Below are 20116 nucleotides of genomic sequence, written 5' to 3'. Positions count from 1 at the left end.
AAAGCTCAGGCCGGCGGTTCCCGCCGCCGGGGCAGATAGCGCCCGGGCTGGTCGGTGCCCGGCAAATCGGTGCCGTCGTTACGGCCAAACAGCCGGTAGCGATTGCCGGCGACCGCATCGTAGACCTTGTCCGCCAGCCGCGGCGGCAGGTAACGCGCCAACGCCAGTACGCGGTACGGCCACCCCAATTGACGCAGCGCCTGGAACAGCGCCGCCGAACGCAGCCAATAATGCCCCTGCTCAACATAGACCACGGAATCGTAACGATCGGTCGGCAACCCCAACGCCTGCAGGATCGCCTGCCCTTCGACGGATTGCACCGTCGCCAACAGAATGCGCCGCTGTCGATCGGCGCGAATAAGATACCTCACCAGCCCGTGACACAGATTGCATGCGCCGTCGAACAACAGCGCGCGATCGCCGGGCTGGAGATAGGGCAATGGTGATAAAGGGGTCATCCCGCCTCCCGTTAAACGCACGCCTTAGCCTAACGCGCCTTGAGCGTGCGAACCAGAGCGGGATGACGGTCCGTTAACGCGCAGGCGGGGCGTCAGGCACGGCCACCACCGCGACGCGCACTTCGTAATGTTTGGCGCTGCCCGCCGGGATTACCGCCGTCAGTTTGTTGATGGTTTCCACCGGATTGTCGCTGGCCGAGGTGGCGCAGAACAATTCACCGCCGTGGCAGAACCCCGGCTTGGGCGGGTGCCCGCCCGGGAAAGGCGGCATGCGCATCGGTTCATCCGCCGCAGGCGGCAACGCTTTGGCCGCAGGCGCCTCGGGGGCCGACATCGCGCTCGCGCTGAACAACAGCGCCATGCCCATGCAGGGCAGCGCCAGGATCTTGATTGCTTGTTTCATTGAATTTGCCTCATTTGCCGGGTTCGGGATTACGCTACCCCGCCCCCGGCCCATGAGAAAGCCGCTTTTCACTACCTTTTCGCCCCGCTACGTTTTGCTTACATCCCGCGTCTAACGTGATGAAAGGCGAAAGGTGGGGTAAAGGACCGTCGTGTTACTTACCGTTAGTCAGCGTGTTGTAGCTGGTCATCAGATTGCGGTAGTCCGGGATATGGTTGGAGAACAGCGTGCCCAGACCTTCGATGTCGTTGCGCCAGTCGCGATGCAGCTCGCAGGCGACGCCGAACCAGGTCATCAACTGCGCGCCGGCAGCTTCCATACGGCTCCAGGCCGACTGACGCGTCAGCTCATTGAAAGTGCCGGAGGCGTCGGTCACCACAAAGACCTCGAAACCCTCATTGAGCGCAGACAGCGCCGGGAATGCCACGCACACTTCGGTCACCACGCCGGCGATGATCAGCTGCTTGCGGCCGGTGGCTTTCACTGCGTTGACGAAATCGTCGTTGTCCCAGGCGTTGATTTGACCGGGGCGGGGAATGAACGGGGCATCGGGGAATTGGGCCTTCAATTCCGGTACCAGCGGGCCGTTGGGGCCGTTTTCAAAACTGGTGGTCAGAATGGTCGGCAGATTGAAGTACTTCGCTAAATCACCCAGCGCCAGCACGTTATTTTTAAACCGATCGGGATCGATATCGCGCACCAGCGAAAGCAGCCCTGCCTGATGATCCACCAGCAATACGGCGGCCTGGTCCTTGTCGAGGCGCTTGTAATTTGCAGTCATGGTTTTACTCCTGTGGGGGTTGATGTTGCGGATGAAACGCCCCGCCGCTGGGACGGGGCGTTGAGGTTTAAGTGTAGCGCCTGAGCCGGGGAACACGACCCGGCCCAGACGCCAAGGATCAACCGGCGGTCGCTTCGGCGTTCATGCTACCGAACTTGCCGCTGTTGAAATCGCGGAACGCCTGCTGGATTTCCGCGTCGCTGTTCATGACGAACGGGCCGTAGCCGACGATAGGCTCATCGATCGGTTCGCCGCTCAACACCAGCAGCGCGACGTCGTTGTTGGCTTCGATAGTGATCGAATCCCCCGCCCGGTCGAAACGCACCATTTGGGTTTCACGCACCACCTCTTCGCCATTGACCAGGATCGCGCCGTGCAGCATCACCAACGCCAGCGTATGGCCTTCTTTCACCGTCAGCGTGGTGGTGTGGCCGGCATTCAGCTTCATATCCCACACGTTGAGCGAGCTGAAAGTGCGTGCCGGGCCGGCGTGGCCGCCAAAGTCACCGGCGATCACCCGCACCTGCCCTGCGCCGTCCGCCAGCGGAACCACCGGAATATCAGCGTTCAGCAGCGTCTGGTAACCCGGCTTGGCCATTTTGTCTTTGGCCGGCAAGTTGACCCACAGCTGCACCATTTCCATAGTGCCGCCCTTGCGCGAGAAGTCCCGCGAATGGAACTCTTCGTGCAGAATGCCGGAGGCGGCGGTCATCCACTGGACGTCGCCGGGGCCAATCACCCCGCCGCTGCCGGTCGAGTCGCGGTGTTCCACTTCGCCCTGATAAACGATGGTCACCGTTTCAAACCCGCGATGCGGATGCTGACCCACGCCTCGGGTGCCGGAGGAAGAGCGGAATTTGGTTGGCGCCGCGTGATCCAGCAGCAGGAACGGGCTCATTTCCGCCCCCAAATCGTTATAAGAGAACAGCGAATTCACCAGGAAACCGTTACCGACCCAATGCGCTTCCGGGCTGTTGTGAATACCGAGGATTTTTTTCATCTTGAACTCCCGTTTCAGACCTCACGGCCTTAAGTTGATGGCAGAAGTTTAATCTGTCGGAGTTTGCTGCAGTAGTAGGCAAGATGTACACTCAGCGTTCTACTGGTAGAACGATAAGGGATACGATGCTGACCGATCTGAACGATCTGTTTTTTTTCGCCAGCGTGGTCGATCACCAGGGATTTGCCCCCGCCGGCCGGGCGCTGGGCATTCCCAAATCCAAGCTCAGCCGCCGCGTGGCGCTGCTGGAAGAGCGGCTGGGCGTGCGCCTGATCCAGCGCTCGACGCGGCGTTTCTCGGTGACCGAGGTCGGCCAAACCTATTACGCGCACTGCAAGGCGATGCTGGTGGAAGCGGAAGCGGCGCAGCAGGCGATCGAACAGACGCGCGCCGAGCCCTGCGGCACGGTGCGCATGTCGTGCCCGGTGGCGATCCTGCACACCCGCGTCGGCAGCATGGTGGCGGCCTTTATGGCCGACTATCCGAAGGTGACGGTGCATCTGGAGGCCACCAACCGCCGGGTGGACGTGGTGGGCGAAGGGTTGGATCTGGCGATCCGCGTGCGGCCGCCGCCGCTGGAAGACAGCGATCTGGTGCTGAAGATCCTGGCGCAGCGCACCTGGTGCGTCGCCGCCAGCCCGGCGCTGGTGCGCACCCTCGGGCCGGCGCGCACGCCGGAAGACCTGCGTAAATACCCGACGCTCGATCTCGGCCCGGCGCGCGGTCAGCACCAATGGCGGCTGACCGGCCCGCTGGGTGAGCGGGTCGAGTGGGAACACACGCCGCGGCTGGTCACCGACGACATGCTGATGCTGCGCACCGCCGCCATCGCCGGCGCCGGCATCGTTCAGCTGCCGGCGATGATGATGCGCGACGACATGCTGCGCGGCGAACTGGTTCAGTTGCTGCCCGGCTGGCAACCGCAGGGCGGCGTGGTGCATGCGGTCTACCCATCGCGCCGCGGTTTGTTGCCAGCGGTGCGGCTGCTGCTCGACTACCTGGGCGAGCAGTTCGCCAGCATTGAAGAAGAGTGATCAGGCGGTGATTTCGATCGCGTTGCCGTCCGGATCGCGGATGACGGCCTCATAGAAGCCGTCGCCGGTCCAGCGCGGCGCGGACAGCAAAATGCCCTCCTGCTGTGCGCGCTGCGCCAACCGGTCGACCTGCTGTTCATCCCCCAGCGACAGCGCGATGTGCGCCCAGCCCACCCGTTCCTCCTGGGCCGGCGCCGGCAACAGCGTCGGCACGCGCATGATCTCCAGCGTCGGCCCGGTCGCCAGGCTGACGAAGCGGGAAACGAACCCCGGCCGGTTGCGGCTGACGTACTCCTCGCCCGCCTCACCGTTGAAATAGCGCTGCCAAAACGCCAGCTGCGCGTCGATATCACGGGTCCACATGGCAACATGGGCTATTTTCATCATCATTCTCCGGTCGGTAAATCGCTGTGCCAAACCTGGCCGCCGCCCTGCGCCACCTGCAGCTCGAGCTGCGGGTGCGCGCCGCGCGCCGTCACCAGATGATCCACCCGCCCGGCGGGCAGGAAGGGGTAAGGGGCGTAGGTATTGAGCTTGTCGCGGGTACACAGCACCGCCACGCTGCCGGCACGCGTCAGCAGCCGCTTTTTGAAGGTGGCGTCCTGGTAGCTCAGCGCGGAGAAGCCGCCGTCCGGGGCGTAGGCGCAGATGCCGGTGAACACCAGATCGAAGTGGAAACCGTCTATCTCTTCCGCCGCTTTGGCGTCCACGCAGCCGCCGACCTGCGCATCCAGCTCACCGCCGATCAGGATGGTGCGGATCCCCGGCCGTTCCAGCATTTTGCCGGCGATGCTCAATGCATTGGTCACCACCGTCAAACGCCGATCGCGCGGCAACAGATCCGCCAGATACAGGTGGGTACTGCCGGCATCGAGGAAGATCAGCTGCTCTTCACCGATCAACTCCAGCGCGGTCTGCGCCAGCGCCAGCTTCTCATTGCCGCTGAGCGCCATGCGTGCCGCAACGGGGCCCTCGGCCGGCGTCGGCGCCAGCGCGCCGCCATAGATGCGTTTGCACAGGTTCTGCGCCGCCAGCTGGCGCAGATCGCGGCGGATGGTCGCTTCAGTGGTATTCAACCGCTGCGCCATCTCCGGGGCCAGCACCCGCCCCTGTTGGCGAAGCGCATCGAGAATGGCCTGGTGGCGCTCATTCGGTAACAGTTTGGACATCATGTCAATCCGGTGACGCTAAAGTGATCACAAATGTACACAAACAAACAAAAACGTACAATACAGAGCGAAAGAAAAATCGCCGGGCAGGATTTTCGCCTGCGGGATGTTGGCTATACTGAGGCAAGCGAAGTTACCGCAGACGTAACGGCTTGGACGCTAAGGGAAAACGATGTTATTGACGATCGCAAGGTGGCTGTTTCAACTCCCCGGGAAGCTGTTCGGGCTGATTTTCAAAAATCGCCTGAGGATATTTTTGTTCTTCATGCTGATCGCCGTTGGGGTGCTCGGCGCCAAGCGCTATTTGCGCGCCCACCAATCTGACGACGAGTTCAGCCTCGCCGCCCCCACCGATTATAACCGCGCAATAAAGCGCGAAATGCCGCTGCGCGAGGCGCGTGAACAGTGCGGCGGTCCGCTGCATGACAATGCCGGGCAGCCGTGGCCCGCCTCAGCCGGTTATCTGCATCAGCCGACGCGGCTGCCCGCGACCGGTCTGCATCGGCTGACGCTGGATAACCAGGGCAACGATTTCGCGGTGCTGGTCAAGCTGGAAACGCCGACGGCGCCGCAACAGCTGGCGGAAGTCTTTATTCCACCCGCCGGCAGCTTCGAGATGAAAATCAATGCGGACGCGGAACACGTCATGAAAATCAAGAACATCAAGACCGGCTGCATGTTCCGCTCCCGGCCGTTCAACCTGGATAAACAGAGCGATTGGCGCATGCCGCTGACGCTACAGAAGGACGGCAGCCTGCAGCTGCAGCCGATAGGGGATCGCCAATTCTGATCGGGCGCCGGGCGGAAAAGCCGGCGCCGCGAGGGTTACTTTTTCACCGGGTGATCGCGGCGGAACAGTTCCCAGCTTTCAATTTCCTGTCCACTCGGCAAGGTGCAGGTGGAATACTGGCCTGCCGCATTCTCTTTGGCATTCAGCTTGCCGCCGATTTGGGTGCAGTACACGTCGGCCGGGTTCGCCATGCCGATCGGTTTCACCTGCGGCGGTGGCGGCGCATCGTTGGATTTCACGGAACACCCCTGCAACATCGTCATCCCTGCCAACAGGGAAAGCATCAACGTTTTTTTCATTTTTCCAGCTTATGCAAAAAGAACGGCGGAGCGCTCCGCCGTTCGCTCATCATGAAATAAAGGATTTGCCCTGTTTCAGCACCAGATCGCAGGCTTTTTGCTTCACCTTCTCGGTGATCTGCGAGGTGCCCAGGCTGTTCAGATCCAGGCTCTTGCCTTCGCCGGTCTGCAGCAAGCCGCCCAGGCCCTGCTGATAATCCTGACTCTTGGCGTTTTCGGTGCTGGTGATGCCCAGCTTGCTGAGCAGCTGATCTTTCACCCCTTCGGCGCCGTTAGCCGACAGCACGTTGTTTTTCACGCAGTACTGCAGGATACCGGCGGCATTGGTCATGCTGCTGGAGCTCAATGCCTTGTCGCCACCGTTCAGCAGGCCGGTCAACGAGGAAAGCGACATGCCGCCGCTGCTGTCGCCGCCCGACTTGCTCAGTTCGCCCGCCGCACTGCTGAGGGAATCCATCAGCCCGGCGGCCTGGGTGGCGCCGCTGGCCAGGGTAGCGGACAGCGCCAAAGCCAGCAGTAAACGATGTTTGGTGATCATAGTGGTGAAACTCCTGTAATAACGGCATGCGATCGGCGCAGCGCGCCGGGATACCCTTCCGACGCCAGCGGCGGCGACAAGTTCCTTTTATCTCTCCACCGCGCCGTTTTTCGGAATTCAGGAAGTTTAGAACTGCCAGCGCAGCCAGGCGAAGAACACGTTGCCGTTGTTATAGGTGCCGGGAATGTAGGTCGCCTGGAACGTCAGCCGCTGATAGCCGATAGAGGCCAGCGGCAGCGGCGCCGGGATGGGAATGTATTTCCAGTTGTCACGCGCGGTGACGCTGGCGGTGAAGCCCAGGCCCAGGCGGAAATCCTTGTCATCCAGCGGGCGCCAGATCTTCTCGTAGGCGTAGCCGCCGATCGGCTCCCACTTGTTGAAGGAGTCCTTGAACGCCATGATGTAGATGCCGTGCCAGTCACCGTCACTGTCGTAGCGGGAGATGCCGTAACCGGCGCCCCACGGGCGCTCGTTGTACTTATCGATATGTTCATCATCGTAAGTCCAACGGTTGTGCCAGGTGATGGCCGGGATATAGAGATCGTGGTTAGGCGAGTTGTTCCAGGTCTCCGCCACGTTATGGGTAAAACGCTGCCATAGACCCGGTTTTTCAGCCTGCGCGGTATTGCCACTTTCTGTACCAACCTCAGCGTAAGAAGGCAGTGCAGGAAATATCAACGCCAGAGAACATGCCAAAAGAGTCCGTTTGAGAAACATCGTAAAGCTCCTGTAAAAATACGGCCGCAGATTTTTACCGATAGCCCAGGCAAGATCAAGCTGTATCTAATTTATCCAACGCCCGTTGTGCTTTGGTTAAGTTTAGCACCGGAAAATTCCCAATAATTCATAACAAACTGTACCGATATCCGCATGCTATCGCCTTTAGGACGGCTAAACCGTGGGAAAAGTCCGCTTTGTCGCACGCGACTCGCGGGCAAGATGCTTGACCAACACATCGACATCGAGACGGTTCACAAACTCCAGAGAATATGAGGAATAGAGACCGAACACGCGGTTTTGGTGCCCGACCACCACCAGATCGATGCCGGCCTGATGAATGAAATCGCTGACGTCCTTAAAGCGCCGGATGGTGACGATTTGCTTGACCGCAATCGGCGCATCGACGGCGCTCACCAACCGGCTCAGCATCGCCTTGGCGGCGATCACCTCCTGCGCCTGGCGATCTTTGACCAGCGCATCGCTGCCGTACTCCAGCTCCGCATAGTCGGCGTTAAGGTGGCCGACGGTGATGGCAATCGGCAGCCCGCGCACCATCGCCACCGTTTGACGCAGCAACGGCAGCCCATCGCGCTCATCGTGAATCAGTACCAGAATATGTCGATAGCTTTTCATCGCTCTTTCCCCCGTTGGCCAGTGCCACTGGGGCACGACCCTCTCTGGTAGGTATACGCCATCTGCGCGCACGTAGAGAAAAGTTTACGTATCACTTCCCACGGAATGTGATGGCCACCACGTTATATTAACGCCCGCAACGGCGTATTTTAACGCCGGCCCGACGTGGCGCGCACTGCGGCCCCCGTAAAGCAAAGCTGACGAAAACGGGCGAACAAAAAACGCCTGTTGTTAATTTTTTGTTTTTTATTGGTTACTGGATGGTTTCATGAAATAAGCGTGCGGCGGATCACCAAAATCCCCCTTTACGTCAGCTTCGGTTTTTCTTTTCCAGACCCACAGCCGGGTGCTACCAGGCAGGATTTAACGCAGCGTCAAAAGTACCGGATGATTCGCCCTGCATCATGATAAATGCCAATGCGCCGCCGCTTTTCTGTCGATATACCGCCAATGAAAAATACCGTCTCTTCCCAATATTCAATAACCCTACTTTTTATGCATTACTCAATCGCGTAAAGCGCCGAATACAAACCGCCTATTTACCGCCTGCCAGCCGTCTCTTGAACAAGCCAACGCTTTAAATAACTGTTAATGCTAACGACACAACATCGCCAGCAATTTATTTTTGCTGATTTTCGCCTGACAAAATAAAGATAAATAATCCGGAGCAATCAATGAAAATAACTATCGGGTCATTCATTCTGCAACAGCTGCACGCCCTGAAGGTCGATCGTATTTACGGCGTGCCCGGCGACTATAACCTCAGCCTGCTGGAGCTGCTGGAAAGCGACGACCGATTGGCGTTTATCGGCAACTGCAATGAATTGAACGCCTCCTACGCCGCCGACGGCTACGCCCGAATGAAAGGCGCCGGCGCGCTGATCGTCACCTACGGCGTTGGCGATCTGGCCGCGCTGTCCGGCATCGCCGGTGCCTATGCCGAATCTTCGCCGGTGATCTGCATTGCCGGCACGCCGCCGCTGCACGCGATGAAGAATCATCAGCTATTGCACCATACCCTAGGCGACGGCAATTTCGACAACGTCATGAACTGTTTTAAACAATTCACCGTTGCTCAAGCCTTGATTACGCCGGAAAATGCCGCGCAGGAAATTCCGCGCGTTATTTCCCGCGCCTGGATAGAGAAGAAACCGGTCTATTTACAGCTGCCTTCCGATATTTGCGACGTCGAAATTGAAATCACCGCAGCCGCAGCGGCGCCGCAGTTGCCGGCCAGCGATAAATACAATGTGCAATTAGCGGCGATGGCGCTGTTAACCAAAATAAAACGCGCACAGCGCCCGATCATGTTGATCGACCAAATGGTGGATCGCTATCAGCTGCAGCAGCGGGTTATCGAGGTCGCTCATCGCTTTGCCATTCCGCTGACCAATATGCCGACCGCCAAATGCATTATTCCGGAAGATACCGCCGGTTGGATGGGCGGCTACAGCGGCAACCTGTCGCGCCCCGAACTGTATGAACGCATGGCCCACTCGGACTGCGTGCTGAGCTTCGGCGTGCGTCTGGTGGACTCCACCACCGGCTATTTCTCGCAGCAAATTCCCGCCGCCGCTCAGGTGGATATCCAGCCGTTCTCGCTGAAGCTGGACAACACCTCCTACCCGGCGGTGGCGGCGGCGGATCTGCTGCAGGCGCTGCTGGATCTGAGTGAAGACGCGCCGGTACAGCCCCTGGCGCCGCTGCCCGATCCACGAGAGAAGCTGGCGACGCCGAGCGATACCCCCATCGACCAGGCCTATCTGTGGCAACGGATCCAGCGATTTATCCGGGCAGATGACGTGGTGGTGGTGGAAAACGGCACCTCGGGCGCCGCCATCGGCGGCATGCGCATGCCCGGCGGCGTCAAGGTGGTCAACCAACCGATCTGGGGTTCGATCGGCTATACCCTGCCGGCGCTGCTCGGCACCCTGATGGCGGCGCCGGAGCGCCGGCATCTGCTGTTCATCGGTGACGGCTCCTTCCAGCTCACCGCGCAGGAAGTGTCTACCCTGCTGCGCTGCGAGCAAAAGCCGATCATCTTCCTGATCAACAACGACGGCTACACCATCGAGCGTTATATCCTCGGCGAAAACTCGTCCTACAACGACATCGGCCCGTGGGACTACGCCAAACTGCCGGCGGTGCTGAATACTCAGGCGCAGCCGTTCAGCGTGGCGGTGGAGACCACGCAGCAGCTGGAAATGGCCCTGGAACGCGCCTCGCGGCAGGATCGGCTGGCGTTTATCGAGGTGAAAGTGCCGATGATGGACACGCCGCCGGTGATGAAAGAGTTCTGCAACCGCTGCAACAGCTTTAACTTCGGCCTGACCAACCCACGCCGCAGCGCCTGAGGCGCTACCGCGCCGCCGGTGGTTCAGGCCACCGGCGGCATTTTTTTATGTCGTTACCCGCCGGCGCGCGCCATGCAACGCTGGCGGCGTTCGTCCACCCGCTTGGCGAACCAGGCGGTGGTCAGCTTGCGGGTGATTTTCGGGCTCTCCAGCTGGATACCCGGCAGCATCTCACGCGGCAGCTTGCCGCCCGCCAGCGCGTAGACCTTCTTATACAGGTCGGTGTCGGCAAAGCCGGCCGTGTCGCCTTTCTCGAGCGCCCGGCGAATGGCGCTGTCGCTCATGTTCAGGCGCTTGCCGAGCGTGCGCACCGCCAGCTCGGTCGAGCCGGGCTTGTCGCTGCCGAAATCGATCAGGTCGCCGTCCAGCGCCAGCGGAATCGCGCTCGCCCGGCTGACCGCGTTTTGGAACGCCGCGTTGCGGCTGGCGTACCAGCCGGCGTTGAAGTCGGCAAAGCGATAAATCGGCCGGCTGTAATCGACCGGATACCCCAGCAAATGCATAATGCCGAAGTACATGCCACCGCGCCGGCTGAAGACTTCGCGGCGAATCGAGCCGTCGATCGGATAAGGGTACCCTTTGGCGTGCGCCTCGGCGAAGGCGACGCTCACCTGCATCGGGCCGCCGGTATGTACCGGGTTTAAATGCCCGAACAGCTTCTGCCCCATCGGCACGCGGTCGATCATGTCATCGAAGATATCGCTCAGATCCTTCTCGGTACGCACCTTATCCAACCGCTCGCTGTAGCTCTTCCCGTTCGACGACGAGATCTTCAACGCGGTGTGCACCAAAAAGTTCGGGATGTGCATCTGATCGGCACGGCGATCGATCTCCTTCCAGGCGATCTTCGGCAGCCCCGGCACCTGCGGGTTGGCCTGGAACGTCGACTCCTGTTCGGTCACCGCCAGCACCGAACACAGGTTCTCATCGCTCGGCTCGATGCCCTGCGCGGCGAAGGCGGCGGTAATATCGGTAGCCCAGCCCTGACGATCGCCGGCGTTGGCCGGGATCAGCGTCATCAGTCGGGCTTTGACGTCGGCGGGGCGCGCCGCCGGCGCCGTGGTGGGGGTTTTACTGGTACAGCCCGCCAGCGCCAGCAGCGCGGCCAGGCTCAGCCAACGGAAGGGCGTCGGGTGAAATAAACGAGGTATCGGCATCTTTTCCCTGAACGTGATGACATGAACAGCACTGAAATTAGCCCAGCCGCCGCGCACAATCCAGTATAAAGATATCGCCGCGCCTTCCCGTCAGGCCGCTATGTTCAAACGCCCCATAAAGATGTATTTTATATACATCATATAAATCACTTTGCTTGCCCAGCCAGAGGAGCCCCTTATGGAGCAGCAGCTGCTTTGCTACAAAACCCTGCCGGAATGGAACAGCGACACGCTGCCGGAGGCCTTCCGCCAGCGCCACAACACCCAGAGCGGCACCTGGGCGAAGCTCACCGTCCTGAGCGGCAGCCTGACGTTCGCCATGATGACCGAGGACGGTGCCACCACCGAGACCTGGCAATTCAGCCCCGAAAGCCAGCCGCCGTTTATCGCACCGCAGCAGTGGCACCGCATCGTTTCCTTCTCGGACGACATGACCTGCCGGCTGGCGTTTTACTGCACGCCGGAAGATTACTACCACAAGAAATACGAACTGACGCGCACCCACTCCGAAGTGATCGAGGCGGCAGTGCGCATCGCGCCGGGCAAGGCGCTGGATCTGGGCTGCGGCGGCGGCCGCAATTCGCTCTATCTCAATCTGAAAGGTTTCGACGTCACCGCCTGGGACAAGCACGCGCCGTCGATAGACCGCCTCAATCAAATCATCGACGCCGAGCAGCTGACCCGCCTAAGCGCCGGAGTGCAGGATCTCAATACCCACCGCTTCAGCGGCGAATACAACTTCATCCTGTCCACCGTGGTGATGATGTTTCTCGAACGCCAGCAAATTCCGCATATCGTGCAAAACATGCAGGACAGCACCGTGCGCGGCGGCCATAACCTGATCGTGGCGGCGATGGATACCGAGGATTATCCCTGCCCGCTGCCGTTTCCGTTCACCTTCAGCCCGGGTGAGCTGAAACGCTATTATCGCGACTGGGAGATCCTCAAATACAACGAGGACGTCGGCCAGTTGCACAAGACCGACGCCGCCGGCAACCGTATCTCGCTGCGCTTCGCCACCCTGCTGGCGCGCAAGCTATAGCGCGTCGTGAAAGATCACCCCCAGCGTGTGGCGTTGGCCGGCGTGTATCCGGCTGACGCCGTGGCGCAGATTGACCCGATAGTAGCCTTTCACTCCCGCCACCGGCCGATGATGCACGGCGAACACCACCGCGTCGCCCTGCTGCAGCGGCACCACTTCCGGCCGGCTCTGCATCCGCGGCCGTTGTTCGGTCAACACGAATTCGCCGCCGGTGAAATCCCGTTCGGGGGCGGAAAGTAAAAACGCCACCTGCAGCGGAAACACCCGCTCGCCGTACAGATCCTGATGCAGGCAGTTGTAATCTCCGGCTTCGTAACGCAACAGCAGCGGCGTCGGCCGCCGTTGGCCAGCCCGGTGGCATTCGGCCAGGTAGGCCTCGTGTTCGGCGGGATAGCGCGCCGCCAGGCCCAACAAAGTGTTCCAGCGGTTGGCCACCGGCGCCAGCCGTGCATACATCAGGCTGCGCACCTCGGCCACCGGAAGCGGCAGCGGATAGGCGAAATACCGGTACTCGCCGCGGCCAAAACCGTGCTTCGCCATCACGATGCGGCTGCGGAAATACGCATCGTGCGGGTAGAGCGCCGCCAGCTCGCGGCACAGGTCTTGGGTGAGCATGCCTGGCAACCGCGCGCAGCCCTGCGCATCGAGTTCGCGTTCAATCGCCGCCCAGTCCAATTCGGCCAGCCGCGCCGCCAGCGGGCCGCTCATCGCTGCGCCTCTTTTTCCAGCAAGGCTTGCTTGCGTTCGACGCCCCAGCGATAGCCGGACAAGGCGCCGTCGTTACGCACCACCCGGTGACAGGGGATCGCCACCGCCAGCACGTTGGCGGCGCAGGCGCCGGCCACCGCGCGCACCGCTTTGGGCGCGCCGATGCGCCGAGCGATATCGGCATAGCTGACGGTTTCGCCGACCGGTATCGTCTGCAGCGCCTGCCAGACCCGCTGCTGAAACGCGGTGCCGCGAATATCCAGCGGCAGCGCCAACCCGTTCTCCGGCGCTTCAATCAGCCCCACCACCTGCGCCATCAGCGCTTCATACTGCGCGTCGCCGCCGATCAGCTCGGCATTGGGAAACTTGTCCTGCAGATCCTGCACCAACCGCTGCGCATCGTCCCCCAGCAAAATGGCGCAGATGCCCACCTCGCTCTGTGCCGCCAGGATCTCGCCCAGCGAACAGCGCCCGACGGCGAAATGGATGCGCATACCTTTGCCGCCCGCCCGGTAGGCCTTCGGCGTCATGCCCAGCGCGGCGTTGGCTTGCTGGTAGAAGCGGCCGTTGGCGCCATAGCCGGCGTCGAAGATCGCGTCGGTCACCGTATCCTGCTGCGTAAGACCGGTGCGCAGCCGTTGGCCGCGCTGCGCGTCGGCATAGCCTTTCGGCGTCAGGCCGGTGATCGCTTTGAACAGCCGGTGGAAATGGTATTGGCTCAACCCGACGTGGCGCGCCAGCGTCTGCAGCGACGGCGCTTTCTCCGCCCGTTCGATATAGCGGCAGGCCTCGGCTATCTGCCGCGCATGCTGCTCCGTCAACGGCGTCAGCCCCTGGCGGCAGCGTTTGCAGGGCCGATAACCCGCCGCCTCCGCCTGCTCGGCGTCGTCGAACAGCTCCACGTTTTGCCGGTTCGGCTGGCGTGACGGGCAAGAAGGCGAGCAATACACACCGGTGGTTTTCACCGCGTAGATAAAGCGGCCGTCGGCGTGTTTGTCGCGGCTGACGATCGCCAGCCAGCGCGGATCGGCGCTGTCGATTACGTTTTTCATCATCCGTTCCTCACTGGGGTTTCGATGTTAACCAGCATAGTGACGGGCCGTTGGCGAAACACGCCGACTCTTGCTTTTTAATTCAGCGCCGACGTTTTCAACAATGTTTCGACAATTTTTAACCAACAACATGAAGTTTATTACGTTGCCAACCCGGTTGCACAGCGTTAGGATCGCGGCCGGCCACGGGCGTGGCCAGTGTTTTTGCCTGTTAGTTGCGCGCATGGAGAGGTTATTGTGTTAGAGAGTTTTGGCGTCCTGAATTTATGGACCTATTTGGCCGGGGTGGTCTTCATCATCATTCTGCCGGGGCCGAATACGCTGTACGTGCTGAAAACCGGCGTATCGCGCGGCGTGCGTGCCGGCTATACCGCAGCGCTGGGCGTGTTCATCGGCGATGCGATCCTGATCTTCTGCGCCTATATCGGCGTGGCTTCGCTGATCCGCACCACGCCGTTCCTGTTTACCCTGGTGCGTTTTCTCGGCGCGATTTACCTGCTGTTCCTCGGCGCAAAAATTCTCTTCGCCACCTTCGTGCAGAAGGCGCAGGCGCAACAGCAGCAGATTGAGGGCGGCCACAGCATTCTGCGCAAGTCGCTGACGCTGAGCCTGACCAACCCGAAAGCTATCCTGTTTTACGTGTCGTTCTTCGTGCAGTTCATCGACTTCAACTACGCGCACACCGGGCTGTCGTTCACCATTCTGGCGCTGATCCTCGAATCCGTCAGCTTTATCTACATGAGCACGCTGATCTTCTCTGGCGCAATGTTGGCGCATTTCTTCAATCACAAGAAAGGCCTGGCGAAGCTCGGCAACGGCCTGATCGGCCTGCTGTTCCTCGGTTTCGCCACCCGTCTGGCGACCCTGAGCTCGTGATCCCTCCCGGCCGGCACCCGCCGGCCGCGGTTTACCCTTCCGTCACGGCAAAATGACACGCAGGGCAAACCGAATGTCAGGCAGACCAAAGCCGCCGCTTTCCCGCTGATCTAGACTTGCAGGGTTAACGATAACCTGATGAGCCTGATCGGAGGATGTATGTCTGACAATACCGTAGCCGTGCTGGATAACGTGTCGCGTTTTCTCGATCGTCAGCATGAGCTGTATATCGATGGCCAGTGGCGCGCGTCCGCCGCGGAAGGCCGCCTGGCGGTGTATAACCCCGCCAATGGGCAGCAGATCGCCACCACCGCCGACGCCAACGAACACGACGTCGCGCTGGCGGTGCAGTCCGCCCACAAAGCCTTCAGCCAAGGCGTCTGGGCGCAGCGTCTGCCGGTAGAGCGCGAACGCATCCTGCTGCGCTTCGCCGATCTGGTGGAACAGCACGCCGAGGAGCTGGCGCAGCTGGAAACCCTGGAGCAGGGCAAATCCATCAACATCGCCCGTGCTTTCGAAGTCGGCAGCACCCTGAACTGGATGCGCTACACCGCCGGGCTGGCGACCAAAATCACCGGTCAAACGCTGGACGTCTCCATTCCGATGCCGCCGGGCGCCAAATATCAGGTTTATACCCGCAAAGAGCCGATCGGCGTGGTCGCCGGCATCGTGCCCTGGAACTTCCCGCTGATGATCGGCATGTGGAAAGTGATGCCGGCGCTGGCCGCGGGCTGCTCCATCGTCATCAAGCCGTCGGAAACCACCCCGCTCACCCTGTTGCGCATCGCCGAACTGGCGAGCGAAGCCGGCGTGCCGCCAGGCGTGTTCAACGTGGTCACCGGCCGCGGCACCGTGTGCGGCAAGGCGCTGACCGAACATCCGCTGATCGCCAAGGTCAGCTTTACCGGCTCCACGCCGGTGGGCAAAAGCATCGCGCGCGCGGCTGCGGATCGCCTGACCCGCGTGACGCTGGAGCTGGGCGGTAAAAACCCGGCCATCGTGCTGAAAGACGCCGATCCGCAGCAGGTGATCGAAGGCCTGATGCTCGGCAGCTTCCTCAACCAGGGGCAGGTGTGTGCCGCCAGCTCGCGAATTTATATCGAAGCGCCGATTTATGACCAACTGGTGGCCGGATTCGAACAGGCGGTGAAATCGCTGTCGGTCGGGCCGGGGATGGATACCGGCGCGCAAATCAACCCGCTGGTGTCGCTCGCGCACCGCGACAAGGTGGCGGCCTACCTGGACGACGCCCGGGCGAAAAACGCCGAGCTTATCAGCGGCGCGGCCGGGCCGGACGCCAACGGCTTCTACATTCCGCCAACGCTGGTAATCAACCCGGACGATCGGCTGAACCTGACGCGCGAGGAAGTGTTCGGCCCGGTGGTCAACCTGATTCGGGTGGCGAGCGCCGAGGAGGCGCTGAGCAAGGCCAACGACACCGACTTCGGGCTGACCGCCAGCCTGTGGACCACCAGCCTGCAGCAGGCGATGGCGCTGACGCCGCGCATTCAGGCCGGCACCGTGTGGGTCAACACCCATACGCTGATCGACCCGAACATGCCGTTCGGCGGGTTCAAACAGTCGGGCAGCGGCCGTGATTTCGGCCCGGATTGGCTGGACGCTTACACCGAATCGAAATCGGTCTGCATCCGCTATTGAGTGAAGCGGCGCGGGCCGGGCCCGCGCCCTGACTTACTGATACTGCCGACGGTACTCGCTCGGCGACATGCCGAAACGCTGCTTGAAAGCGGTCGAGAAATGGCTGTGATCGGCAAAACCCCAGTCGAGGCCGACTCCGGCCAGCTTCTCCTGCCCGGCGGCGCTGCGCAGCGCCTGCGCGCACAGATCCAGCCTGCGGTTCCGGATGTACTGCGCCACCACCAGCCCCTGACGGGCAAACAGCCGATACAGGCTGCGCAGTGACACCCCCAACTCGGCCGCCACCCATTCCGGGCGCAGCTGCGCCGACTGAATATGCCTGTCGATCAACGCCAGTGCCTTGTCGAAAACCGGCTGTAGCCCCTCCGGGCGCGTCTGTTCGAGCGCCAGCGCCGGGCGCAGCAGCGCCGCCAGCGCATTCAGCACCGCCTCGCTTTCCGCCGCGGCGAGCTGAGGATCCTGCATGCTGCTCAGCACCAGCTGGCGGCTGAGGCGCACCGCGCTGAGCTCTGCTCCGAGACGCTGGGCACAAGGCGGCGGGACCGGCAGGCAACCGCGCGGCAACAACAGGGAGATTTGGCGCGAATCGCGCTGGAAGGTAAAGCTGCTGGGCCGTGAGGCGTCGATCAGCGTGACATCGCCGGGAGAGAGCACCGTCTGGCGATCGCCCTGCTCCATCAACGCGCTGCCGCGCAGCTGGAAGACGGTAAAAAAGTGCGCGCCGTCACTGCGGGCGATCTCGCGCGGCGTGCGGTACAGCCGGGCCTGAGACACGTCGACCACGCTCAGGCGCAGGGCATGGGCGCGAAACTCCTGCATCGCCCCGCTGAAGCCCGGCCCCAGCGTTTTCGCGCAGAATCTGCCACAGGCGGTGTTGATTTTCCCCAGCCACTCTTCGAAGCCGACGTCCCGGAGCGTTGCCAATACCGTCATGATCTCTCCCTTCAAACAGCAGCGGTGCTGCGCCGTTGAACAGAAAACCACCATAACAATCCGTTAACACACAATCAATGGCGAGCCGGGGATTTGGCGCCGCGATCACAGATCATCGGGCGCCGGGGAGGAATCGCCTTAAGGCTGCGTATCCAACAGGTAGCGCACCACCGCCGCGTACTCTTTGGCGTAGCCTTCGACGCTGGTGCTGGCCATGCCGGCATTGTCTATCTTGTATTTGCCAGCCACGTAGAACGACGGGGTGCCGCGCACCTCGAACGCCTTTACCGCTTCGTTCTGCTTGGCGATCAACCCTTTGACCAGCAGGCTGTGGCGCGCGTTTTCATAGGTGGCGGCATCGATGCCGGCCGCCGTGAACACCCGCTGAATATCTTCGGCGCTATTGACGGCGCGCTGTTTCTGCACCGCGTCGAACATCGCCCCTTCAATCTTGTCTTCTACGCCCAGCACCGTCGCCACCGCCCAGGCTTCGGTCAGCTCATTGCCCAGTTTGCCCATCAGGCTGACGTGATACTTCGTAACCTTTTCGCCGGCGGGCAGCGCCTGCGCCACGGTGCTGCCTACGCGGTAGGTTTCGGCGAACTGATAGCAAGGGCCACAGTAGAAGGAGAAAAACTCCACCACCGCCGGCGCGGTGGCCACCGGTTTATCCAGCCGGGTATATTGCTCGCCCGCACGGTAATCCGCGGCCTGGGCCGCGGGCAACGCCAACATCAATACGACGGCGGCGGCGAACGAACGCTTAACGTTTGCCAACATAAACACTCCTGGTTTCGATTATGAACATCATCCTTAGCGGCGGTTTTTATAATCAAATAACCGGCAGAAGGCCAGTGTTTATTACCTTCTGTTTATGTGGGATTCAGTCAACGGCCTTCGTAACCGTCCCAATAGGCGCCCACCGCTTCCTGCGACAGCACCTGGCGGCGTTTAGGATTGTCGGAACCGCTGTAGGCGCGATTGATGAAAATGGTTTTGTGTTCCATGTTCTGCTGGAATTCCGGGCTGGCCAGGTAATCGGCCTTTTTCTGCGCCTCGCTGCGCGCCACGCCCGCTACACGGTCCTTTTTCCCCTGCTGGTAGAACTGTTCGAACATCGGCACGGCGTTTTTAATGCTGCCGTTCACATCGGTGCGGAATTGCGGATCGAAGTCGTCGCGGGTTTGATAAACGTAGTGTTTGGCATGCTGCTCGGCGCTGCTGAGGTGATGAGTGCAGGCGCTGAGCGCCAACAGCGGCAACAACAGCGCCGCGCTTTTCAGTCTTTTCATGTCGTCTGTCCCTGTCAGTGAGGAAGGTTCCTTTAGCGCCACGAGCATAGCGCCGGCCCCCGGTGAACGTCAAACGACAAATCGTGCATCACTTTGTTTTATATTAATATTATATACATTGATTGGTATTCATTGCCTGAAACACTATGCTTTAACAGACAGGGTAAACACTCACCGACAGCGAGGCGGCCAATGAAACCGATCGACAAAAACGTGGGGGAGTACGACCTCACGGCGGAAAAAAAAGCGGGCATGATCACCGGCACTATCCGCGGCGAACTGCCGGACAGCGACGCCAATCTGCCGCTGCTGCCCTTCTCCGGCACCTTCGCCGGCCCGAGCGTGGCCGAAGCCATCGCCGATATCCAGCAACAGTTCCCCGACATCGAACCGGCGATTATCGATGACTTGCGCGAGGAACTGCTGAAGGCCGGGTTCTAAACCGGATCGCGGTGCCGCACGAACGGGCTGTAGACCGGCGCGTCGGGCTTCAGCGCCAGATCGGCGTCAAAATCGTTATTGCGGTTGAACGGCACCGCCGGCCAGGCGGCAAGATCGCTTAAACCATCCCGATATGCCTGCGTCACCTGCGCCAAAGCGGCGTTCTGCGCCTGCAGCGCCTCTCCCGTCAGCCCGCCGCGCACGCCATAGACCAGGAACGGCTCCAGCACGCTAAAGCCGATATAGTGCAGCGCATGCATGATTGGCCACAGCATCAGCCGCATATCGCCGTCGCGCCCGTCCGGGGCGCAGGCCTGTGCGGAGGCGCCGGCGGTCACGGTCAGCAGCGCCCGCTTACCGCGCATCACGCCGTTCTCATGGCGGTGGCGGCTGTCGTAGATCCCGCCGTAAACGAACACCCGATCCATCCAGCCCTTGATGATGGCCGGCGCGCCGAACCACCAGAAAGGGAACTGCAGCACCAGCGTATCCGCCCAGTGCAGCAGCTCGATATGCCGCCGGATTTCCGCCGGCAGCGCCTGATTCGTCCAGTGATGGCGCTGCTCCTGCATCGCATCGAACCTGTCCGCCTGCTTTCTGCTGGGGTAATGACCGGCGCCCTCGCGCGGATCAAACTCCTCCTGATACAGATCGACCGTCTTCACCTGATGCCCTTGCGCCAGATAAGCCTGCCGCGCCTGTTCGGCCAAATGGGCATTGAAAGAATGCGGCTCGGGGTGAGCCAGCACAATCAGCACGTTCATCCTGTGTCTCCCG

At 61.2% G+C, this 20116-nt stretch carries 25 protein-coding genes; 8 read left to right on the top strand and 17 right to left on the bottom strand.

Features of this window, described 5'->3' with window-relative positions; genetic code table 11:
• Positions 1 to 5: 5 nt before the first annotated feature.
• The 4 genes from QDT79_RS08930 to QDT79_RS08915 form a co-directional block, all read right to left on the bottom strand.
• Complete coding sequence (locus QDT79_RS08930; RefSeq protein ID WP_107227161.1) at positions 6 to 458, bottom strand: thiol-disulfide oxidoreductase DCC family protein; 453 nt, start codon at positions 456 to 458, stop codon at positions 6 to 8.
• A 73-nt stretch (positions 459 to 531) separates the two neighbouring features.
• Positions 532 to 861 (bottom strand): hypothetical protein, encoded by a 330-nt coding sequence (locus QDT79_RS08925; protein WP_063990881.1) that lies wholly within the window; start codon positions 859 to 861, stop codon positions 532 to 534.
• 154 nt (positions 862 to 1015) lie between these two features.
• Positions 1016 to 1642 carry an isochorismate family cysteine hydrolase YcaC gene (gene ycaC / locus QDT79_RS08920; protein WP_033653308.1) on the bottom strand — a complete coding sequence of 209 codons (627 nt, stop codon included), beginning with the start codon at positions 1640 to 1642 and terminating at the stop codon, positions 1016 to 1018.
• Positions 1643 to 1760: 118 nt separating this feature from the next.
• Positions 1761 to 2642, bottom strand: a complete 882-nt coding sequence (locus QDT79_RS08915; RefSeq protein ID WP_308316412.1) for a pirin family protein — start codon at positions 2640 to 2642, stop codon at positions 1761 to 1763.
• A gap of 125 nt (positions 2643 to 2767) precedes the next feature.
• On the opposite strand from QDT79_RS08915, the gene QDT79_RS08910 reads away from it, so the two are divergent.
• Complete coding sequence (locus QDT79_RS08910) at positions 2768 to 3676, top strand: LysR family transcriptional regulator (protein WP_063990879.1); 909 nt, start codon at positions 2768 to 2770, stop codon at positions 3674 to 3676.
• Here QDT79_RS08910 and QDT79_RS08905 read toward each other — a convergent pair whose 3' ends face one another.
• Both QDT79_RS08905 and QDT79_RS08900 read right to left on the bottom strand, forming a co-directional pair.
• Positions 3677 to 4060, bottom strand: a complete 384-nt coding sequence (locus QDT79_RS08905; protein ID WP_308316411.1) for a VOC family protein — start codon at positions 4058 to 4060, stop codon at positions 3677 to 3679.
• Positions 4061 to 4062: 2 nt separating this feature from the next.
• Positions 4063 to 4845 (bottom strand): DeoR/GlpR family DNA-binding transcription regulator, encoded by a 783-nt coding sequence (locus QDT79_RS08900; protein WP_308316410.1) that lies wholly within the window; start codon positions 4843 to 4845, stop codon positions 4063 to 4065.
• Positions 4846 to 4878: 33 nt separating this feature from the next.
• Between QDT79_RS08900 and QDT79_RS08895 the strand changes: the two genes are divergently transcribed.
• Complete coding sequence (locus QDT79_RS08895; RefSeq protein ID WP_242512579.1) at positions 4879 to 5169, top strand: hypothetical protein; 291 nt, start codon at positions 4879 to 4881, stop codon at positions 5167 to 5169.
• Positions 5111 to 5635, top strand: coding sequence for a hypothetical protein (locus QDT79_RS08890; protein WP_233221904.1), 525 nt, complete (start codon positions 5111 to 5113; stop codon positions 5633 to 5635). Before QDT79_RS08895 ends, QDT79_RS08890 begins: the two co-directional genes overlap by 59 nt.
• 35 nt (positions 5636 to 5670) lie before the next feature.
• Here QDT79_RS08890 and QDT79_RS08885 read toward each other — a convergent pair whose 3' ends face one another.
• From QDT79_RS08885 to QDT79_RS08870, 4 genes are all read right to left on the bottom strand, one after another.
• Positions 5671 to 5934: a putative hemolysin gene (locus tag QDT79_RS08885; protein WP_004940597.1), complete on the bottom strand. Its 264-nt coding sequence runs from the start codon at positions 5932 to 5934 to the stop codon at positions 5671 to 5673.
• 49 nt (positions 5935 to 5983) lie between these two features.
• The gene (locus tag QDT79_RS08880) at positions 5984 to 6472 is read right to left on the bottom strand and encodes a YjjA family protein (protein ID WP_015376789.1); all 489 of its coding nucleotides are present in this window, start codon (positions 6470 to 6472) and stop codon (positions 5984 to 5986) included.
• A 126-nt stretch (positions 6473 to 6598) separates the two neighbouring features.
• A complete protein-coding gene (pagP, locus tag QDT79_RS08875) occupies positions 6599 to 7189 on the bottom strand; it encodes a lipid IV(A) palmitoyltransferase PagP (RefSeq protein WP_049202316.1) in 591 nt (196 codons plus the stop codon).
• Positions 7190 to 7363: 174 nt separating this feature from the next.
• Complete coding sequence (locus QDT79_RS08870) at positions 7364 to 7825, bottom strand: adenine nucleotide alpha hydrolase family protein (RefSeq protein ID WP_107227156.1); 462 nt, start codon at positions 7823 to 7825, stop codon at positions 7364 to 7366.
• Positions 7826 to 8499: 674 nt separating this feature from the next.
• Here QDT79_RS08870 and QDT79_RS08865 point away from each other — a divergent pair.
• Positions 8500 to 10179, top strand: a complete 1680-nt coding sequence (locus QDT79_RS08865; RefSeq protein WP_308316409.1) for an alpha-keto acid decarboxylase family protein — start codon at positions 8500 to 8502, stop codon at positions 10177 to 10179.
• Positions 10180 to 10232: 53 nt separating this feature from the next.
• Here the strand turns inward: QDT79_RS08865 and QDT79_RS08860 are convergent, their stop codons facing one another.
• Positions 10233 to 11336, bottom strand: a complete 1104-nt coding sequence (locus QDT79_RS08860) for a DUF1615 domain-containing protein (protein ID WP_060423200.1) — start codon at positions 11334 to 11336, stop codon at positions 10233 to 10235.
• Between the two features lie 178 nt (positions 11337 to 11514).
• On the opposite strand from QDT79_RS08860, the gene tehB reads away from it, so the two are divergent.
• Complete coding sequence (gene tehB, locus QDT79_RS08855) at positions 11515 to 12378, top strand: SAM-dependent methyltransferase TehB (RefSeq protein WP_107227154.1); 864 nt, start codon at positions 11515 to 11517, stop codon at positions 12376 to 12378.
• Here tehB and QDT79_RS08850 read toward each other — a convergent pair.
• Together QDT79_RS08850 and ada are read right to left on the bottom strand one after the other, a co-directional pair.
• The gene (locus QDT79_RS08850) at positions 12373 to 13086 is read right to left on the bottom strand and encodes a 2OG-Fe(II) oxygenase (protein ID WP_107227153.1); all 714 of its coding nucleotides are present in this window, start codon (positions 13084 to 13086) and stop codon (positions 12373 to 12375) included. The two genes, tehB and QDT79_RS08850, sit on opposite strands and share 6 nt — an antisense overlap.
• Positions 13083 to 14138, bottom strand: coding sequence for a bifunctional DNA-binding transcriptional regulator/O6-methylguanine-DNA methyltransferase Ada (gene ada / locus QDT79_RS08845; RefSeq protein ID WP_063990871.1), 1056 nt, complete (start codon positions 14136 to 14138; stop codon positions 13083 to 13085). The genes QDT79_RS08850 and ada overlap by 4 nt, the downstream gene beginning before the upstream one ends.
• 237 nt (positions 14139 to 14375) lie before the next feature.
• Between ada and leuE the strand changes: the two genes are divergently transcribed.
• Together leuE and QDT79_RS08835 are read left to right on the top strand one after the other, a co-directional pair.
• Positions 14376 to 15014, top strand: coding sequence for a leucine efflux protein LeuE (leuE, locus tag QDT79_RS08840; RefSeq protein WP_107227152.1), 639 nt, complete (start codon positions 14376 to 14378; stop codon positions 15012 to 15014).
• 159 nt (positions 15015 to 15173) lie between these two features.
• Entirely contained in the window at positions 15174 to 16673 is a 1500-nt protein-coding gene (locus tag QDT79_RS08835) for an aldehyde dehydrogenase family protein (protein WP_308316408.1), read from the top strand.
• Between the two features lie 33 nt (positions 16674 to 16706).
• On the opposite strand, the gene feaR is transcribed toward QDT79_RS08835, so the two are convergent.
• From feaR to QDT79_RS08820, 3 genes are all read right to left on the bottom strand, one after another.
• Positions 16707 to 17606, bottom strand: a complete 900-nt coding sequence (gene feaR, locus QDT79_RS08830; protein ID WP_063990868.1) for a transcriptional regulator FeaR — start codon at positions 17604 to 17606, stop codon at positions 16707 to 16709.
• A gap of 138 nt (positions 17607 to 17744) precedes the next feature.
• Complete coding sequence (locus tag QDT79_RS08825) at positions 17745 to 18386, bottom strand: DsbA family protein (protein ID WP_079656244.1); 642 nt, start codon at positions 18384 to 18386, stop codon at positions 17745 to 17747.
• 107 nt (positions 18387 to 18493) lie between these two features.
• Positions 18494 to 18898, bottom strand: coding sequence for an Exc2 family lipoprotein (locus tag QDT79_RS08820; protein WP_063990866.1), 405 nt, complete (start codon positions 18896 to 18898; stop codon positions 18494 to 18496).
• 192 nt (positions 18899 to 19090) lie between these two features.
• On the opposite strand from QDT79_RS08820, the gene QDT79_RS08815 reads away from it, so the two are divergent.
• Positions 19091 to 19339: a hypothetical protein gene (locus QDT79_RS08815; RefSeq protein WP_019454278.1), complete on the top strand. Its 249-nt coding sequence runs from the start codon at positions 19091 to 19093 to the stop codon at positions 19337 to 19339.
• On the opposite strand, the gene QDT79_RS08810 is transcribed toward QDT79_RS08815, so the two are convergent.
• A complete protein-coding gene (locus QDT79_RS08810; RefSeq protein WP_308316407.1) occupies positions 19336 to 20103 on the bottom strand; it encodes an NAD(P)H-dependent oxidoreductase in 768 nt (255 codons plus the stop codon). The genes QDT79_RS08815 and QDT79_RS08810 overlap by 4 nt on opposite strands.
• Positions 20104 to 20116 lie beyond the last annotated feature (13 nt).

This window comes from Serratia marcescens, assembly GCF_029846115.1.
GTDB lineage: Bacteria > Pseudomonadota > Gammaproteobacteria > Enterobacterales > Enterobacteriaceae > Serratia > Serratia marcescens_L.
Note: the sequence above shows the minus strand (reverse complement) of the source record. Positions and strands in the feature narration are given on the sequence as shown.

Coding starts and splice junctions, on each gene's coding strand:
- QDT79_RS08930 (WP_107227161.1), bottom strand. CDS start 458: ATGACCCCTTTATCACCATTGCCCTATCTCCAGCCCGGCGATCGCGCG.
- QDT79_RS08925 (WP_063990881.1), bottom strand. CDS start 861: ATGAAACAAGCAATCAAGATCCTGGCGCTGCCCTGCATGGGCATGGCG.
- ycaC (WP_033653308.1), bottom strand. CDS start 1,642: ATGACTGCAAATTACAAGCGCCTCGACAAGGACCAGGCCGCCGTATTG.
- QDT79_RS08915 (WP_308316412.1), bottom strand. CDS start 2,642: ATGAAAAAAATCCTCGGTATTCACAACAGCCCGGAAGCGCATTGGGTC.
- QDT79_RS08910 (WP_063990879.1), top strand. CDS start 2,768: ATGCTGACCGATCTGAACGATCTGTTTTTTTTCGCCAGCGTGGTCGAT.
- QDT79_RS08905 (WP_308316411.1), bottom strand. CDS start 4,060: ATGAAAATAGCCCATGTTGCCATGTGGACCCGTGATATCGACGCGCAG.
- QDT79_RS08900 (WP_308316410.1), bottom strand. CDS start 4,845: ATGTCCAAACTGTTACCGAATGAGCGCCACCAGGCCATTCTCGATGCG.
- QDT79_RS08895 (WP_242512579.1), top strand. CDS start 4,879: ATGTACACAAACAAACAAAAACGTACAATACAGAGCGAAAGAAAAATC.
- QDT79_RS08890 (WP_233221904.1), top strand. CDS start 5,111: ATGCTGATCGCCGTTGGGGTGCTCGGCGCCAAGCGCTATTTGCGCGCC.
- QDT79_RS08885 (WP_004940597.1), bottom strand. CDS start 5,934: ATGAAAAAAACGTTGATGCTTTCCCTGTTGGCAGGGATGACGATGTTG.
- QDT79_RS08880 (WP_015376789.1), bottom strand. CDS start 6,472: ATGATCACCAAACATCGTTTACTGCTGGCTTTGGCGCTGTCCGCTACC.
- pagP (WP_049202316.1), bottom strand. CDS start 7,189: ATGTTTCTCAAACGGACTCTTTTGGCATGTTCTCTGGCGTTGATATTT.
- QDT79_RS08870 (WP_107227156.1), bottom strand. CDS start 7,825: ATGAAAAGCTATCGACATATTCTGGTACTGATTCACGATGAGCGCGAT.
- QDT79_RS08865 (WP_308316409.1), top strand. CDS start 8,500: ATGAAAATAACTATCGGGTCATTCATTCTGCAACAGCTGCACGCCCTG.
- QDT79_RS08860 (WP_060423200.1), bottom strand. CDS start 11,336: ATGCCGATACCTCGTTTATTTCACCCGACGCCCTTCCGTTGGCTGAGC.
- tehB (WP_107227154.1), top strand. CDS start 11,515: ATGGAGCAGCAGCTGCTTTGCTACAAAACCCTGCCGGAATGGAACAGC.
- QDT79_RS08850 (WP_107227153.1), bottom strand. CDS start 13,086: ATGAGCGGCCCGCTGGCGGCGCGGCTGGCCGAATTGGACTGGGCGGCG.
- ada (WP_063990871.1), bottom strand. CDS start 14,138: ATGAAAAACGTAATCGACAGCGCCGATCCGCGCTGGCTGGCGATCGTC.
- QDT79_RS08835 (WP_308316408.1), top strand. CDS start 15,174: ATGTCTGACAATACCGTAGCCGTGCTGGATAACGTGTCGCGTTTTCTC.
- feaR (WP_063990868.1), bottom strand. CDS start 17,606: ATGACGGTATTGGCAACGCTCCGGGACGTCGGCTTCGAAGAGTGGCTG.
- QDT79_RS08825 (WP_079656244.1), bottom strand. CDS start 18,386: ATGTTGGCAAACGTTAAGCGTTCGTTCGCCGCCGCCGTCGTATTGATG.
- QDT79_RS08820 (WP_063990866.1), bottom strand. CDS start 18,898: ATGAAAAGACTGAAAAGCGCGGCGCTGTTGTTGCCGCTGTTGGCGCTC.
- QDT79_RS08815 (WP_019454278.1), top strand. CDS start 19,091: ATGAAACCGATCGACAAAAACGTGGGGGAGTACGACCTCACGGCGGAA.
- QDT79_RS08810 (WP_308316407.1), bottom strand. CDS start 20,103: ATGAACGTGCTGATTGTGCTGGCTCACCCCGAGCCGCATTCTTTCAAT.